The organism is Streptomyces sp. NPDC056231 (assembly GCF_048270745.1).
GTDB lineage: Bacteria > Actinomycetota > Actinomycetes > Streptomycetales > Streptomycetaceae > Streptomyces.
Genome location: NZ_JBLVKW010000026.1, coordinates 1 through 15,881, shown reverse-complemented (window position 1 = coordinate 15,881; position 15,881 = coordinate 1). Strand labels below are relative to the sequence as shown.

Sequence of the window (15,881 nt, the reverse complement as noted above, 5' to 3'; positions counted from 1 at the left end):
CGAGGAGGATGGCTGTACCTGACACGGTGTGGCTATGAAGCCTTGGGCCAGGGGAGCCTCCCCGCCCAGTGGGCCCAGGCCACCAGCACCATCAGGACAGCTGCCAATCCGCCCAGCACCATGACTGTCGAGGGCGAGGAGTGGTCGAGGACGGCCCCTCCGACCAGGGCTCCGATGGAGATGGTGGCCTGGAAGGAGGCGGTGAAGAGGACAGAGGACGCCTCGGGGAAGTCGGGCGAAGCCTTGGCGAACCAGGTCTGCGAGCAGACCGGCACGGCTCCGTACGCGACGCCCCAGACGATCAGCAGTGCTACCGCTCCCACGTCCGACCGGCCGAGGACCGGGAGGAGCAGGGTCGCACCGGCGATCAACGCGGCGGCCGCGGCGAAAGTCGCTCGCGGATAGCGCCCCACAGTTGATCCGCCGAGGAAGTTGCCGGCGATTCCGGCTGTTCCGTAGACGAGCAGATAGACCGTGATGAGAGCCGAACTCACACGGGTCACCTGCTCCAGGAAGGGAGTGACGTACGTGTACGTGCCGAAGTGAGCGAGCACGACGAGGAAGGTCATCACCAGGGCGAAGCGGGTGTTGACGCTCCGGAGCATGCCGCCGAGGACGTCGAGGCGCGTCGCCTGGTCGGAGGGGAGCGGCGGAACGACCAGGAACAGCAGGGCGAGGACGACCAGCGTGAAGCCGCCCATGACCAGGAACGCCGTCCGCCAGCCCGCGATGTCACCGATGAACGTGCCCAGCGGTACCCCGAGTACGGAGCCGAGCGGTACCGCAGAGAAGATCACCGAGGTCGCGCGGCCCACGGATTCGGCAGGCACCAACTGGCCGGCGAGCCCGGCTCCGATGGACCAGAAGCCGCCGATGGTGACCCCCACCATGACGCGGGAGACCAGGACCAGCCAATAGTTCGGTGCGATGGCGGCCAGGAAATTGGCCAGCGCCAGCAAGAGGATGAACACACCCAGCATGACCCGCCGGTCGATACGCCCCGTGGCCACCGTGACCAAGGGGGCTGAAACTGCGGCCAGGAATCCTGGCATGGTCATCATGAGACCAGCCATTCCGTCCGAGATGGTGAAACTCGATCCGATCGAGGTCAGCAGGCCGATCGGCAGAATTTCAGTGGTGACGATCGAAAAGATCCCCAGCATCACCGAAATCACAGCCAGCCAGGAAACCGAAGCCGAGCGATCCGGCGGTGCAGGAGCTTGGACAGAAGCGGTGGTTGCTGTGGACATGAATCCCGTCCTGAGTTGGACATCACATTCAGCGTGTGACCACTAGTCCAGCAGGAACGGGCACCATCCTCTGGCAGATTCCCGACACCAACAATCAGCCCCCAACCAGTGAGGGGTGGCCGCAGTCCGCTCAATGCGTCATCGGAAAGGTGTCGGCCCGATCAGCAGCGGCTGCTACGAGCGGATCAGCGTCCCGGACCATGGGGCAGGACCGGGACTCCCGGTCCGTACAAGTTCAGGTGAGGGGCACGGTCGCCCCTCACCTGGACAGGCTCAGCTCCAACCGTCCCAGCGGCCCTCAGCGGGTGGTGGTGGCGAGCGCTGCGGCGTACTGCTCGTCGGTCACGGGTTCCAGCCAGGTGGTGCCGTCGCGGTCGGCATCGCCGACGACCATGGCGATGTGCGCCATGAGGGTGGTGTCGGTGCCGCCGTGCCAGTGCTCCTCACCGGGCGGGCACTTGACGGTCTGGCCGGCGCTGACGCGTACGACGTCGCCGTCACGGGTGCCGACGAGGCCGACACCGTCGGTGTCCTTGCTGTGCGGCTGCGGGGAAGTGGCGTGCGGGTGTCAGGCGTCGCGCTCATCGGTGAGTTTCTTGAGCTTGTTGATCCCGGTCATGGCGTTGGGCCAGCCGGCGTAGAAGGCCAGGTGGGTGATGGCCTCGGAGAGCTCCTCGACGCTCAGGCCGTTCTCCATCGCCACGCCCAGGTGATAGGGCAGCTGTTCGCTGCGGTAGAGCGCGGCAAGGACGCTGACGGTCACCAGGCTGCGGTCGCGCGGTGAGAGCCCGGGGCGCTCCCATACGTCACCGAACAGCACCTCGTTGGTGACCTCGACGAGCTTGGGCGCGATCGCCTCCAGCTCCTTGGGCGCGGACTGCTTGGGCATGCTGTCACTCCTTGATGCGTAGCGGGTCGGCCCCGCCGGGGGAAGCCGCTCGTCGGCTCGGTGGTCACTGGGCGACGTAGCCGCCGTCGACAGGCCGCCCGGGGAGAAGCAGTTCACGATCGCTCCGCTGCCCTGGGCGCGCATGTGACGCAGCTCGTGCTTCGTGCTCAGCGGCGGGCGGGGCCAGCCCCAGGCCGGGACCGGCACCGACGAGAGCGAACGTGGTCATGCTGGTAGTCCTCCTCGAGCGGGGCGAGGGGGCGTTCGGCACCGGAAGCGGAATGGTGCGGGGTCAGGGCTTGAGGAGTGCCTTGATGGCTCGGCGCTCGTCCATGGCCTTGTAGCCCTCGGCGACCTGGTCGAGGGGCAGGGCGAGGTCGAAGACCTTGCCCGGGTCGATCCGGCCGGTCACGACGCGTTCGATGAGGTCGGGCAGGTAGCGGCGCACGGGGGCGGGGCCTCCGCGCAGGCCGACGTGGGAGAAGAACAGCTCTTGCCCGTCGATGGCGACGTCGTGCGGGACGCCGACGAAGCCGACGTTGCCGCCGGGGCGGGCGGAGTGCAGCGCCTGCTGCATGGCCTGCGCGGTGCCCACGCACTCCAGCACGCTGTCGGCGCCGATGCCGTCGGTGAGGGACTTGATCCGGGCGATGCCCTCGTCGCCGCGCTCGGTGACGATGTCGGTGGCGCCGAACTCGCGGGCCAGCTTCTGCCGGGACTCGTGGCGGCTCATGGCGATGATCCGCTCGGCGCCCATCTCCTTGGCGGCGATCACCGCGCACAGGCCGACCGCCCCGTCGCCCACGACCACGACGGTGGATCCGGGCTTCACCTCGGCGGCGTCGGCGGCCCACCAGCCGGTGCCCATGACGTCGGAGACGGCCAGCAGACCGGGCCACAGCTCCTCACCCGGCACCTCGTCCGTGGCGACCAGGGTGCCCTGGGCGTTGGGGATACGGACGTAGTCGGCCTGGCAAGTGCTCATGAACTCGCGGTGCAGGCAGTTCGACGGGAAGCCGTTACGGCAATTGGCGCAGGTGTTGTCCGAGGTCGCGAACGAGCCGACGACGAACTGGCCCGGCTTCACGGCCGTGACCTCGGAGCCGACCTCCTCGACAAAGCCGACGTACTCGTGTCCCATCGGATGGGCGTCGCCGATCGGCTCCAGGCCACGCCATGGCCACAGGTCGGAGCCGCACACACAGGTGACGGCCGTGCGGATGACCGCGTCGGTGGGGTGGAGGATCTTCGGTTCGTCCAGCGTCTCGAAGCGGACGTCACCGGGGGCATGGATCACTGCGCCGCGCATGAGGGTTCCTTTGCTCACGTGAAGTAGGACCGCTGTAAGCGGTCCGCGTACGACCGTCCCCGGGTCGCGAGGCGACCGCGCCGAGGTCGGGCGGCCCCCTCCCCGCCGACGGACGGCCGGGGAAAGCGCCACGTCCTCCAGGTAACCGCCCCTGGTGGCGGCCAGCCAGTCACCGTCGATGGGTGTACCGGCAGTACATCCCTCATGCGGCCCGCTGCGCGTACGGTCGAAGGGTGGACAACCAACAGGAGGTCCGCGAGTTCCTCACCTCGCGGCGAGCCAAGATCACCCCCGAGCAGGCCGGAATGCCCTCCGGGACCCGGCGCCGCGTCCCCGGGCTGCGCCGCAGCGAGGTCGCGGCCCTCGCCGACATGAGCGTGGAGTACTACGCCAAGCTCGAACGCGGCAACCTCGCCGGTGCTTCCCCCGCCGTCCTCGAGTCCGTCGCCCACGCCCTCCAGCTCGACGACGCCGAACGTGCCCACCTCCTCCATCTGGCCCAGGCCGCCGACGGCTCCGACACCCTCACCCGCCCCCGACGCCGACGCCCCGCCCGGCAGTGGACCCCGCACCGGAGCCTGCAGTGGACTCTCGACGCGATCACCGCAGGCCCCGCCTTCGTCCGCAACGGCCGCATGGACATCCTCGGCACCAACGCCCTCGCCCGCGCCTTCTACAGCGACGTCTACGCGAGCCCCCACAACCAGGCGAACCTCGCCCGCTTCACCTTCCTTGACTCCGCTGCCCGCCGCTTCTACCCCGACTGGGGCCTGGCCGCCGACGTCACCGTCGCAATCCTGCGCACCGAGGCCGGCCGCAACCCCCACGACAAGGAGCTGCACGACCTCGTCGGTGAACTCTCCACCCGCAGCGACGACTTCCGCACCCGCTGGGGCGCCCACAACGTCCGCCACCACGGCACCGGCACCAAAAACTTCCACCACGAGGCCGTCGGAGATATCACCCTCGCCTACGAGGGCCTGGAGATGGCGGCCGAACCCGGCCTCACCGTCACCATCTACACGGCCGAACCCGGCTCACCCTCCGAAGAGGGCCTGCGCCTGCTCGCCTCCTGGGCCGCGACACAGGAAGCTCTCGCCGGGCGGCCGCGCGAGAACTGACCTCCTTCTCCCCGCGGCGCGCCCGCAGTCCCGGAAGAGTGGCGACGCCTCTTCCAGGGAGCCAGAGCCGGCAAGGAGACCCGGGCCATCCCGGAGGCGATCCGGCCCCGGGCCTTGGGCCGGATGATGTCAGCGTCGCCGCTGGTCAGCCCGCAGCGCGAAGTCGCCGTAGCTGTTGTCGACCGGGTTGACCGTGACCCCAGGGGCGACGATCTCGTCGATGGCGTCGAGCACGTCGGAAAACAGCGTGACGGCGACGGCGGGCAGGAACGCCACCAGCTGCTCCATGGTGCGCGGGCCGATGATCGCCGAGGTGACGCCCGGGTGGTTGATGACGAAGGCGACAGCCAGCTCGATCAGAGTGAGGCCCGACTTCTCCGCCAGGGCGGCGAGCCGTTCGACGGCGTCGAGCTCGCGCTGGTTGGCGGGGGTGCTCATGTCGAAGCGGGCTTGGGGGCGCGCCGCGGAGGCGCGGCCCTCGGAGGCGTTCTTGCGGTAGCGGCCCGAGAGCCAGCCGCCGGAGAGCGGACTGTAGGTGAGCGTGCCCATGCCGTGACGGCGCACGGTGGGGAGCACGTCCTCCCTCCGCCTGCGATGCACCGCATCCGACGCCGCGCGCTGATCGACCAGGGATTACAGGACAGCCCTTGAGCGAGCCGTCGAAATTGGGGCTCCGTGTCACTGGCCGGTCGGATGCGGGCGACGTGGTCGGGCCTCGCCTTCGTTCACAAGGACTCGCACAGTCTCGACGAGGGCGACCATGAGCAGTACCGGGTCGAGCACATGTCTGATCGCGACGGCCCAGGCCGGCGGCAGCTTCTAGGATCTGCGGCATGGCAACAAGACTCGTGCAGATCAATATGAAGGCCCGGGACGACTCTGCGCTCGGCCGGTTCTGGGCGGAGGCACTCGGTTGGGGTGTCGACAGCGAGGGACCCGGCGTGACCAACCTCGAACCCGTGGGCTTCGTCTACCCCGACCCCGTGGCCGTCTGCATCGACATCGTCGCCCGCCCGGAACCCAAAACAGTGAAGAACCGGGTGCACCTTGATCTGGCCACCACCTCGACCGCCCATCAGGCGGAGTTGGTCGCGCGTCTGAAGGATCTCGGCGCGACGCTCGCCGACGTGGGTCAGGGCGACGTCCCCTGGACAGTCATGGCCGACCCTGAGGGCAACGAGTTCTGCGTCCTGGAGCCCCGTCAGATCTACCGGGACACCGGGCCGATCGCCGCGGTGGTGGTCGACTGCACCGACCCACGAGGGATGGCCCGGTTCTGGGGCAAGGCGATGGACTGGACGCTGCACGAGGTCACCGACGACCACGCGGCCATGCGCTCCGCCAAAGGCGTCGGCCCCTACCTGGAGTTCCTCCGCACCCCCGACACCAAGAGCGTGTGGAACCGAGTCCACCTCGACGTCTGCCCCTACCCCGGTGACGACCTGGCAGCAGAGGAAGCCCGACTACGCGCCCTGGGCGCCACCGACCCTGGTATCGACCAGTCCGCAATCTCCTGGACGGTTCTGGCCGACCCGGAAAGCAACGAGTTCTGCCTCCTCGCCCCTCGCTGATCTTGAGCAACGGCTCCGGCCGTTTTCGGGTCAGCGGCGAAGACCGCGTGGCGTCAGCGCATGCCGCCGGAAACGGGATGGTGCCCGTGGTGATCCAGGGCGCGTCATTGGACGCCAGGAAGGCCACGAGCGGGCCGTCATAGGCGCCGGTGCCCGTACGGCCCCGGCGCCTACGACGGCGCTACGTGCTGGCCTTCGGCCACCCTGGACAGCCGACACGGCCGGGCACTCGGCCGGGGACGCCGTCCCCCGTCCTCCTGCCGCCCAAGCCGGCACTGCTCATCGAGAAACAGGTCGCACGACCGACGCTCCGCTCCATGGTCCGGCCGCCACGGGACGGTCGCCCTCCACCGCCTCCGCGTGCGCACCAACGGCGAGCACCAGCGCGACGAGCACCAGAAGCAGCCGCGGGCAGGCATACCGACGAGCGGTGCGTGGGTGCTTCGGGGTTGGGCTCGCAATGGGGCATCTGCCGGCGACGCACGCACCGTTCAGCGTGTCGACCCCGAGAACCGCCCTCTCGGCTATCTGTACGGCACGAAGTTGACGCACTGCACAGGGTTCATACCGTACGCGGGATCCGCTGCGCACGGCCGTGGAGCCGGAGCGCCGTCACGATCTCGACGATGCCGACCGCGACCAGCCACCAGCCGGCGACCAGGGTGAGCACGGCGATCGAGTTGAACGGCGAGATGATCAGCACGATCCCCGCGATGAAGGTGACGACGCCGAGGAAGGCCTGCCAGCCGCGCGCGGGCATGGTGGGGTCGTGAACGGCGGCCAGAGTATGGGTGATTCCGCGGATCAGCCAGCCGATGCCGATCCACAACGCGAGCAGCAGGATCGACTCCAAGCGACCCCGGAAGCAGAACAGGCCCAGCAGGATCGACAGGGCGCCGCTGATGAAGGCCAGGACACGCAGCGAGGTCGCCTTGTGGGTGCCGAAGGCGGCCGCCAGTTGGAGCGCGCCGCTGAGAATGAGGTAGATGCCGAAGAGGATCCCCGCGACCAGCAAGGACGGGCCCGGCCAGGCCAGGATCACGATCCCAAGGATCAGGGAGGCGATGCCGGTGATCAGGACGACCTGCCAGGCGGTGCGGGAGAGGTGGTGCAGGAACCCCTCGAAGGGTGGCTCCATGTAGCCCGAGGGCGGTTTCGGCGCATGCACGTCACTCGCGGCATGGGCATGGCGGTCGTTGTATTCCGGTCCCCGGGGGAAGCCGCTCGGTGCGTCGGTCATGGTCCATGCTTGTACCGGGCACGGGCGCCCCGCCACCTTCGCCGGTCCACTCGGCTGACGGCGGAGGCGCGGGGCCCGGTGAACGGGGCCGGTGAGCGGGCCGTGTCCAACCGGTTCCTGCCAGCCGGGAACCCGCGGGCATGCGGCGATAGAGCACCGCCCATCTGGAACGGGGGCGGGCGACGGGACCCCCTTGGTCCAGCACGCCAAGGTGGTACGACACTGTGGCGGGACTGAGGAAGTGACCTGCCCCGAGCAGCCCGGCGCGGGTGGGGCCGAGCAGACTGGCCGACTGGGCGGAGGTGGCGGTCGGCGCCACCGTGATCCCGCTCTCCACGCGCAGCGTGCGTCGGCCACCGGATGCCGGGGTGCAGCGAGTCAACGAGTTCGGCCGCACCACGCCAGTACGCCGGCGCACCGTTCGGCCTCCGATTCGGGGGCGCTCCTCGCGGCCTCCCAGTGCAGGGTGAAGGCCAGGTCCCAGTAGCGTCGCAGTTCCTCTGGCCCCGCTGTCTCCCGTTCGCTGGCCCTTCGAATGCTGCGTTGCAGGCCGTTAGCCTGTCGGTATGTCGTATCGTGTCATGCCGGGTCGCACGGACGGCCTGATCACCCTGGTTGCCGCGGACGCTCTGTGGGTCGATTTGACGGCCGACAGTGCTGTGCCGACGGCTTCCGGGGCATTCACCTGCTCTGCTGCCCGTGCCCAGGTGAGGTACGTCCTGCTCGGCGGCCATGTGGTGGCGACGGTGAGGGTGAGCAACAGTCAATGGAGTGTTCCGGAGGTTGAGGTGCGCCGGGCGGCCGCGGAACTGAACGCGGTTCGGATGGATCGGCAGGACCTGGTCCGCATCGGTCCGTTTCGTGGGGCGCCGAGGCAGGAGTGCAACGAGGAAACGCCGCTGCGTTGGCGCCAGCGCATCATGGGGGAACTGCAGGAGCTGGACGGCCCCGAGCGGGCAGTCGGCCGGCCGTACCATCTGGCGGGGATCGACTGGCGACAGATGCTCGTGGAGCAGACCCGCGACGGGACGCAGCGCACGTGGTGGCTGCCGCGTGCTGTGGTCAGGCTGCTGGACGCGGCCGAGCACGCCGAAACGCAGTGGGTGCAAGCCGCACGGACCCGCCAGGCAAGCACAGCCGTCACCGAGCCGCCCTCCCACCCCCGGCAGGCCCGAGACCCCGGCGGTCGGCAGAAGACGAGCCCCGAGGGCCCCACCGCCTCCCTGCGTCCGTACAACAAAGAGCTGGAAGGCCAGCTGTATTCGGTGCTCAGCAGGAAGCCCGGTACCTCCCGCAGGGTGGCTGGATGGGCGTGCGCCGTCTGCCGCACCGCGCCAGCCACCGTGCTCGACCACTGCCACGAACACGGCTACGTCCGCGCCCCCGTCTGCCAGTCCTGCAACACACAGGAACGCCCCGACCACCTGTACAGCAACGACATCCGCGTGGCGAACCGCTACACACGCCTCTTCCACACCGACACCGACGACTGGCTCCGCCACTGGCACCGCTGCCCCGGCTGCCGCGCACGCACCACTCTGCCCCTGCCGCACCTCGCCGCATGGACCGCCCATATAGCCTGCCGATCGCTGCGCCCGACCCACCGCGCCCCCCGCGGGCGCAAGCCCTGCGGTGTCCTGCGCGTGTCCTGGACGGGCAGTCAGAACGCGCCCCGTTCCTGCCTGCTAACTGTCGCCGTCGACTTCTGCCCGTCCGGCGAGCACCGTGTCCTGGCGCGAGTCCCCTACCGCGAAGCCGCCGAGCGGTTTCGTGCCTGGTTGGCCGAGACGGCCCCCGCCATGGCCGCCGCGGCCGGACCTGACCGCCTGGACGGCCTCCCTGCCCAGTTCCGGCCAGTCATCGCGGACACCAGCGGCGAGGACCTGGCACTGTTTTGAGCGGGCACCCAGAGACCTGACACCTCACCGTCACCTCGCAGCTGCTGGCGCCCGACACGGTCACCCCGCACGCCGCAGCGAAATGCGCAGCAGAGTCCCACGGCACAGTGCGCGTCACAAAATCGGCGCTGCTTGTCACCGAGGGCGCCGGGAACGGGTCACTGCAACGGACCGTCGCGTTCCGTCCGATCAGCCTCGCCTGTCGGGGACGCTGCGCCGCCGGAGCCTTCAAGGGTCCTGCGAGGGCCTCGGCGGCGGCTGGTGGTGCGATCAGCGGCCGGACCAGACCGGGTCGCGTTTCTCCGCGAAGGCGCGTGGGCCCTCGACCGCGTCGTCGCTGTCCCTGCGCTTCTCCTCCCAGGTGTACCGGGCGGTGAACGCCTCCTCGAGCGGCATGTCGAGGGAGGCGAGGGTGGCTTCCTTGATGGCGCGTACCGCGATCGGGGCGCTGCGGACCAGGTCGTTCGTCCACTCCTCGACACGGCGGTCGAGCTGGTCGGCCATCACGACCTCGTTGACCAGCCCGAAGTGCTGGGCCATCGCCGCGATCATCCGACGCCCGGTGAGCAGGTACCCCATCGCGGCCTTGAGCGGCAGTTGGCGCGCCAGCCGGAACGCACCGCCGGCACCCGGAACCAGTCCGAGCTGTGCTTCGGGCAGCGCGAACACGGCGTGGGCCGCGATGACGATGTCGCAGGCCAGGACGAGTTCGAAGTCGCCCCCGAGGGCATATCCGTTGCCCCGGGCCACCACGGGTTTGGAGAGGGTGAACCTTTCGGTCAGCCGGGGCCAGCCGGGCCGGCCCCGGCTGCCGAAGGTCGTCGGCGGGGCCCCCTCCGCATTGAGCCGGGCGCGTTCCTTGAGGTCCTGTCCGACGGAGAAGGAGCGGTCGCCGGCTCCGGTGAGCACCGCGACCCGGACGTCGTCGTCGGCCTCGACGTCGTCCCAGATCACCGCGAGTTCCTCGTGCATCCGGGTGTCCATGGCGTTCAGGACGTGGGGACGGTCGAGGGTGACGTGGGCGACGTGGCCCTTCTTCTCGTAGCGGACGCGGGGACCGCCGGGAGTCTCCGTCACGAGGCACCACCGCCGAAGCGGCCCACCTTCTGTATGACGTCCTCGCCGTACAGGCGCAGGGCCTGCTGCAGCGCGAACTCGGCCATGTAGCGCCGGAATTCCCCCGGCGGCTCCTCGGCCAGGTTGAGCATGGTGCGGTTGGCGGGCACCGCGGGCGCGGAGAGCCGCTCGACCGCCCTTTCGACGGCGCTGTCCATGTCCCCGGGTTCCACGACCTCGTCGACGAGGAGACGCGCGTCGGGTTCCGTCGCCCAGATCCGGCGTCCCTGGAGGATCACCTGGCGGGAGATCCGGGGCCCGGTGTGCCGCCCGAGCCGGAAGTTCCCGGCTCCCGGCACGATGCCCTCGCGGGCGGCGGGAAGGCTGAGGTACGCGTCGGACGCGGCCAGTACGTGGTCGAAGACCAACAGCAGCTGCATGCCGCCGCCGATGGCGAACGTGTCGACCGCGGCGACCCACGCCGCCGTCGATGTGGCGGTCCTTCGACACGCTCGGCGTCGGGCTCAGCAGGCCGGTGAGCTGCGCCGCCTGAGCGTCGTTCAGCTCCAGTTCCTCACGCAGCCGGCTCAGGGTCGTCGGGTTCACCCGGGCCTTGAACAGCGCCTCGAGTCCGGGGTGGCGGAAGGGGATCTGCAGTTCCAGGACGTCCGGCGAGGGAAGGCGCGGGGTGCTCAGGATGAACGGCCGCTCCACGCCCGGCTCCAGCGACAGCTGCACCGACTGCCTGGCCTCGGTGTACACCGGGCTCTGGTAGACCAGCGGCTCGATGAACCGTACCGCCGCCTGGTTGTCGGTGTCGTACGCCAGCTCGACCAGTCCGCCGAGCTCGGCGGGCAGCTTCGGGTACAGCGGGGTGAGGTCGAAGCCGGTGGCGTTCGCCCGCAGCAGTTCCTGGCCTTGGGCGATCGCGTCGGCGAGCCGCAGCATGTCGGCCCGGTCCCGCTTGATGTCGTCGAGGAGCTGCCGCACCTGGTCGCTCTGCTCCTCGCCGATGTTGACGAAGAAGCCGCCGCGCAGTTCCGGATTGTGGCTGGCCGCGATATGCACCTGCGGCGACTGCAGATAGGACTCGAGCATCGGCACCTGTAGAAATGCCAGATTCATCGACGCCTGTACCGGAGCAACGGTGTGGAACCACGCGTAAAAGCGGTCCACAGCGGCTCGACTATCGCCTTCGACCGAAGAAACAACGGCTCATCAGCCATATGTACCCCACCTTCCTGGATGACCGAGCGAAATCTGGAGACAAGGGCACCGTCGCGATCACGCGCCTCGGCAAAGGCCGTGCTTGCCCGCAGCACTATGACGTGCGGCCGGTGTGCAGAACAACCCGAACAACCCCGTGGGAATGGCGACGGCGCCGTTCAACTGACGCACCAACTCAGTTGAACGGCGCCATCGGGCACCGTGGGCTATTCCGTTGTCACTCCTTGCCGCGCTGTGCGGCGCGCCATCAGTCCTCGGTCCAGCCGTGGCTCTCGGCGAACTTCAGCAACTCGTGCCGGATCTCCAGGATCTGTTCCGCGGTCAGGCGCGGACCGGCCTTCAGCAGCAGCTCGGTGACTTCCCGGGAGAACTCCTCCGCATCGAGCACGTCGCACGTCGGGTCCTCCGTGGCCAAGTTCCTCGCCGAAGGCGCGGCCCGGGTCGGCGCCGGGACGGCGAGCGGCGCCTCGGCCCCATGCGCGAGCCGCACGGAGGAGGCCTTCGGCCCGCGGTCCCCCTCCTCCACCTCGAACTCGACCTCGAGCCCGGGGCGCAGGTACGACTCGGGTATGAGCAGATCGTTCACGTGCAGGAAGACGTCCTCACCGCCCGCCTCGGGAGCGATGAACCCGTAACCCCGGTTTCCGTCGAACCGCACAACACGTCCGGCAACCATGCCAACCAACCCCCAACAGGACCGGGCCCCTTGCCCGGACACCACTCGCCGGATCGTAGCTCCACCGGATCCACCCCGCGAGGTATGCTCCGTCGCCGGACCTACATCCCCGGGCTGATGCGGCCGGGAGGTAACTTCCCCTAATTGATGACCGGTTCGTCCTGCAGCCTCTAGCGTCTTTTCCATGACCATTGAAGGCAGCTCGGAGCAGGTCGTCGTACAGCTCGACAAAGTGCGCAAGGAATTCGGCGACTCCGTCGCTCTCGACGGTGTGTCGCTGGAGATTCGTGCCGGTGAAGCGGTGGCGGTGATGGGGCCTTCGGGCAGCGGTAAGTCGACGCTGCTCAGTATGGAACGATCGGAACAACCGCGCCTTCCTGCGGCTACCCGCCCAATGGTCTGACAAGGCTTACCAGCAGACCTGGGAGAGGAATACTCAAGACCTGTGGATCGGCGTGTCATGCAGCTTGTTGGTCCCGTCCTGACGCCTGGCGCTGGTTTCTTTGTCGTTCGATGAGGATGGGCCTAGAGAGCCTCCTCGGCCCTAGACTCGGGCCATGGACAGGACCGACCGCGCCAGCCGGGTGATCGCCGCACCACCGGCGACTGTCTACGGCGCCCTCGTCGACCGGGAGTCCCTCGAGGCCTGGTTGCCGCCGGACGGCATGCGCGGACAGGTCGAGCGGTGGGATCCCCGGCCCGGTGGCGGGTTCCGGATGGTCCTCACTTACCTCGACCCCACCGACAGCCCCGGCAAGACTTCAGATGCGACGGATGTCGTCAATGTCGCGTTCGCCGACCTGGTGCCACCGGAGCGCGTGGTGCAGCGAGCGGTGTTCGAGGCCGATGACCCGTCGTACGCGGGCACCATGACGATGACCTGGCACCTTGCTGCCGCCGGTGACGGGACCGAGGTGACCGTCACCGCCACGGACGTGCCACCCGGCATCGACCCAGCGGCACACGAGGCCGGGATCGCCTCCTCACTGGCCAACCTGGCGTCCTACGTCGAAGGGGCCGGCTGACTCAGGTCGGCTGCGACCGGGGGCCAGCCAACCGGCTCACCAGGCACCGTGCCGTCGCAGCCCGATACGACTGTGATTCCCAATCAGGTTGTCAAGCCGGGTGGCTGACGATTCGTGATCGCGTCATGGTGTTGCTGTGACGGTGTGTTGAGGTGGGGCGACCTCGAACGTCCGATGGTCTCGTATGAGGGCCCAGAGCACGTTCAGGCGTCGGCGGGCGAGGGCAAGGACGGCCTGTTTGTGGTTCTTCCCCTCGCTTCTCTTGCGGTCGTAGAAGGTCTTCGAGACGGGGCAGCAGCGGGCTGCCACCTGGGCGGAGAGGTAGAAGAGCCGCAGGAGTCGTCGGTTGTAGCGGTGCGGCCTGCGCAGGTTGCCGCTGACCTTCCCGGAATCCCTGGGAACGGGGGCGAGTCCCGCGACGCCGGCGAGCCGGTCGGGGCTGCCGAAAACGTCCATGTCCCCGCCGGTCAAGGCGATGAACTCGGCGCCGAGCAGGGTGCCGATGCCGGGCATGCTCAGGACGGCTTCGGCGTGCCGGTGCTCGCGAAACCGGCCCTCGATGAGCCGGTCGGTGTCAGCGATCTCCTCGTCAAGGGCCATCACCTCCTTAGCCAGACGGACCACCATCGCGGCAGCCATCTTCTCGCCAGGGACAGCGGTGTACTGGGACTCGGCGGCCTCCAGTGCGGTGGCCGCGATGGCCGCGGAATTGCGGACCTTGCGATTCTTCAGCCAGGTGGCAAGACGCGACTTGCCGGCTCTGCGCAGGGCGGCCGGGGTCTGGAAGCCGGTCAGTAGCACCAGTGCCCCCTTCGATGTCTTGTACTCGAAGGCGCGTTCCAGGGCTGGGAAGTAGGTCAGCATCTGGGACCGCAGACGATTGATGGCACGGGTGCGATCGGCGGTCAGGTCGAAGCGGCGCCCGGTGAGGATCCGCAGGTCCATCGCTATCTCGTCCTCCGCGGCCAGCGGTTGCAGATCATGCCGCATCCTGGCCTGGTCGGCGATGATGAAGGCGTCCTTCGAGTCCGTCTTCCCGTCGCCCCGGTAGGCTCCGGAGGCGTGGTGAACGGTGCGTCCGGGAATGTAGAGGACCGTCTGCCCGTGGCTGACCAGGAGCGCGATCAGCAGCCCGGCCCCGCCGGAGTTCAGGTCGACCGCCCAGGTCACGTCTCGGCCCAGGCCGAGCACGTCGCCGATGAGCTCAAGCAGCTCGGGCTCATTGTTCGCCACGCGTCGCGAGAGCAGCACTCGGGCATTCGCGTCGATCACCGTGCAGTGATGCTCTGCCTTGCCCGCGTCCGTACCGGCCCACAGTCTGGGCACGTCCACCTCCATCGCCGTCCGTCACATGTCCCAGCAGACGACCTCGCCGACGTGTCCTTACACAGCGATCCAGTTCGCGCATCCCAATGAGCGGCCGAGTCGTCGCGGGGTTCCGGGCGGCCAATCACAGTGAGCCACACCAACGGCATGAGGATGGCAGCCACACCCGGAACCCCTGGGCCTCCCGATCATACGAAGGACCAGGACGAACCCAAGTAAGAAGGTAAGGAGGATGTTCAGGTGCCGCTCCGGGCGGTGGCCTGACTCGCGATACGACTGGCCCTGGTGCCTTGAGTTTGATCTGTCAGCCACTGCTCGGGGCGGTAATCGCTGCCGCCGGGCAGGGGATGTGTCCCGATAGGCGCCTTCGCGACAGGCACCGTCACAGTCTTGACCACCGCCGGCCCGGCGACGGCCACCGGTTCCCGAGGCGATCAGGAGGCAGGCAACCTTGACCAGCATCACGCAGTCCACCGCCCCATGTCACGTTCCAGCAGTCGCCGAGGACGTCCTGCTCGGCGTGGACACTCACAAGGATGTCCACGCCGCAGCCGTCATCACCGTGCTCGGCGCCGCCTTGGACGGTCGCAGCTTCCCCGCGACCGCCGATGGCTATCGGCAACTCCTCGACTGGACACAGTCATTCGGCGTGCTGAGGCGGGCCGGCGTCGAGTGCACCGGCTCCTACGGAGCCGCTCTGACCCGTCACCTGCGCGCCGAGGGCATCGAAGTGACCGAGGTCAACCAGCCTGACAAGGCCGCCCGACGCCGCCACGGCAAGACCGACGCCATCGATGCCGAGGCCGCCGCCCGCGCCGTGCTGACCGGACGCGCCACCGCAGCGGCGAAGACCGGCGACGGTCCAGTCGAGATGCTCCGCCTGTTCAAGCTGGCGAAGGGGTCCGCCATCAAGTCCAGGACCCAGGCGATCAACCAGCTCAAGAGCGTCCTGGTCTCAGCTGACTCCGCCCTACGCGAGTCGTTGGCCGGGCTGAGCAACCCTCACCTGTTCAAGCGGTGTGCCAACCTCGACACCCAGCACGCGAGCGGGCCGGCCGGGGCCGCCCGTCACACCTTGAGGCTGCTGGCCCGCCGCATCCGGCACCTGACCGAGGAGATCGACGAACTCCAAAAGCGGATAGCCGAGGCTGTCGGGGCCTCCCCCCTGATCGTGGACATCTCGGAGGCTGGATCATGGGTGGTCCAGGGAGAAGAGGGGTCCCGAGTGGGGACATACAGGTATCCGGCGGAGTTCCGGGCTGACGCGGTGGCGTTGGTGCACTCGTCCGACCG

Annotated in this window: 15 protein-coding genes and 4 pseudogenes; 7 read left to right on the top strand and 12 right to left on the bottom strand. The window is 68.7% G+C overall.

Features of this window, described 5'->3' with window-relative positions:
• Nucleotides 1-32: 32 nt before the first annotated feature.
• Complete coding sequence (locus tag ACNPQM_RS20800; RefSeq protein ID WP_418085269.1) at nucleotides 33-1,103, bottom strand: MFS transporter; 1,071 nt, start codon at nucleotides 1,101-1,103, stop codon at nucleotides 33-35.
• On the opposite strand from ACNPQM_RS20800, the gene ACNPQM_RS20795 reads away from it, so the two are divergent.
• Nucleotides 1,003-1,296, top strand: coding sequence for a hypothetical protein (locus tag ACNPQM_RS20795; RefSeq protein WP_418085279.1), 294 nt, complete (start codon nucleotides 1,003-1,005; stop codon nucleotides 1,294-1,296). The two genes, ACNPQM_RS20800 and ACNPQM_RS20795, sit on opposite strands and share 101 nt — an antisense overlap.
• Before the next feature lie 252 nt (nucleotides 1,297-1,548).
• On the opposite strand, the pseudogene ACNPQM_RS20790 reads toward ACNPQM_RS20795, so the two are convergent.
• The 4 genes and pseudogenes from ACNPQM_RS20790 to ACNPQM_RS20775 all read right to left on the bottom strand — a co-directional run.
• Nucleotides 1,549-1,779 (bottom strand): annotated as a pseudogene (locus ACNPQM_RS20790) (cupin domain-containing protein); the annotation flags it as partial.
• Nucleotides 1,780-1,818: 39 nt separating this feature from the next.
• The gene (locus ACNPQM_RS20785; protein ID WP_418085203.1) at nucleotides 1,819-2,139 is read right to left on the bottom strand and encodes a carboxymuconolactone decarboxylase family protein; all 321 of its coding nucleotides are present in this window, start codon (nucleotides 2,137-2,139) and stop codon (nucleotides 1,819-1,821) included.
• A gap of 64 nt (nucleotides 2,140-2,203) precedes the next feature.
• Nucleotides 2,204-2,368: a hypothetical protein gene (locus ACNPQM_RS20780; protein ID WP_418085202.1), complete on the bottom strand. Its 165-nt coding sequence runs from the start codon at nucleotides 2,366-2,368 to the stop codon at nucleotides 2,204-2,206.
• A gap of 63 nt (nucleotides 2,369-2,431) precedes the next feature.
• The gene (locus ACNPQM_RS20775; protein ID WP_418085201.1) at nucleotides 2,432-3,448 is read right to left on the bottom strand and encodes a zinc-dependent alcohol dehydrogenase family protein; all 1,017 of its coding nucleotides are present in this window, start codon (nucleotides 3,446-3,448) and stop codon (nucleotides 2,432-2,434) included.
• A gap of 233 nt (nucleotides 3,449-3,681) precedes the next feature.
• Between ACNPQM_RS20775 and ACNPQM_RS20770 the strand changes: the two genes are divergently transcribed.
• A complete protein-coding gene (locus ACNPQM_RS20770) occupies nucleotides 3,682-4,569 on the top strand; it encodes a helix-turn-helix transcriptional regulator (protein WP_418085200.1) in 888 nt (295 codons plus the stop codon).
• Nucleotides 4,570-4,698: 129 nt separating this feature from the next.
• On the opposite strand, the gene ACNPQM_RS20765 is transcribed toward ACNPQM_RS20770, so the two are convergent.
• Nucleotides 4,699-5,169 (bottom strand): aldo/keto reductase, encoded by a 471-nt coding sequence (locus ACNPQM_RS20765; RefSeq protein WP_418085199.1) that lies wholly within the window; start codon nucleotides 5,167-5,169, stop codon nucleotides 4,699-4,701.
• Nucleotides 5,170-5,402: 233 nt separating this feature from the next.
• Here ACNPQM_RS20765 and ACNPQM_RS20760 point away from each other — a divergent pair, with 233 nt between their 5' ends.
• A complete protein-coding gene (locus ACNPQM_RS20760) occupies nucleotides 5,403-6,140 on the top strand; it encodes a VOC family protein (RefSeq protein WP_418085198.1) in 738 nt (245 codons plus the stop codon).
• Between the two features lie 562 nt (nucleotides 6,141-6,702).
• Here the strand turns inward: ACNPQM_RS20760 and ACNPQM_RS20755 are convergent.
• Nucleotides 6,703-7,380, bottom strand: coding sequence for an HdeD family acid-resistance protein (locus ACNPQM_RS20755; protein ID WP_418085197.1), 678 nt, complete (start codon nucleotides 7,378-7,380; stop codon nucleotides 6,703-6,705).
• Nucleotides 7,381-7,946: 566 nt separating this feature from the next.
• Here ACNPQM_RS20755 and ACNPQM_RS20750 point away from each other — a divergent pair.
• The gene (locus tag ACNPQM_RS20750; RefSeq protein ID WP_418085196.1) at nucleotides 7,947-9,278 is read left to right on the top strand and encodes an endonuclease domain-containing protein; all 1,332 of its coding nucleotides are present in this window, start codon (nucleotides 7,947-7,949) and stop codon (nucleotides 9,276-9,278) included.
• Nucleotides 9,279-9,548: 270 nt separating this feature from the next.
• Here ACNPQM_RS20750 and dpgD read toward each other — a convergent pair whose 3' ends face one another.
• The 4 genes and pseudogenes from dpgD to ACNPQM_RS20730 form a co-directional block, all read right to left on the bottom strand.
• Complete coding sequence (gene dpgD, locus ACNPQM_RS20745) at nucleotides 9,549-10,355, bottom strand: enoyl-CoA-hydratase DpgD (protein WP_418085268.1); 807 nt, start codon at nucleotides 10,353-10,355, stop codon at nucleotides 9,549-9,551.
• Nucleotides 10,352-10,813 (bottom strand): annotated as a pseudogene (locus ACNPQM_RS20740) (enoyl-CoA hydratase/isomerase family protein); the annotation flags it as partial. The pseudogene ACNPQM_RS20740 and the gene dpgD, both read right to left, overlap by 4 nt.
• 94 nt (nucleotides 10,814-10,907) lie before the next feature.
• Nucleotides 10,908-11,459 (bottom strand): annotated as a pseudogene (locus ACNPQM_RS20735) (MBL fold metallo-hydrolase); the annotation flags it as partial.
• Nucleotides 11,460-11,808: 349 nt separating this feature from the next.
• Entirely contained in the window at nucleotides 11,809-12,237 is a 429-nt protein-coding gene (locus ACNPQM_RS20730) for a cold-shock protein (RefSeq protein WP_418085195.1), read from the bottom strand.
• 184 nt (nucleotides 12,238-12,421) lie between these two features.
• Between ACNPQM_RS20730 and ACNPQM_RS20725 the strand changes: the two are divergent.
• Nucleotides 12,422-12,583, top strand: a pseudogene (locus ACNPQM_RS20725) (ATP-binding cassette domain-containing protein); the annotation flags it as partial.
• A 211-nt stretch (nucleotides 12,584-12,794) separates the two neighbouring features.
• Complete coding sequence (locus ACNPQM_RS20720) at nucleotides 12,795-13,262, top strand: SRPBCC family protein (RefSeq protein WP_418085194.1); 468 nt, start codon at nucleotides 12,795-12,797, stop codon at nucleotides 13,260-13,262.
• Nucleotides 13,263-13,385: 123 nt separating this feature from the next.
• Here the strand turns inward: ACNPQM_RS20720 and ACNPQM_RS20715 are convergent, their stop codons facing one another.
• Nucleotides 13,386-14,600, bottom strand: a complete 1,215-nt coding sequence (locus ACNPQM_RS20715) for an IS110 family transposase (RefSeq protein WP_418085193.1) — start codon at nucleotides 14,598-14,600, stop codon at nucleotides 13,386-13,388.
• Between the two features lie 439 nt (nucleotides 14,601-15,039).
• Here ACNPQM_RS20715 and ACNPQM_RS20710 point away from each other — a divergent pair.
• A partial coding sequence (locus ACNPQM_RS20710; protein WP_418085192.1) for an IS110 family transposase occupies nucleotides 15,040-15,881 on the top strand: 842 nt, incomplete at its 3' end.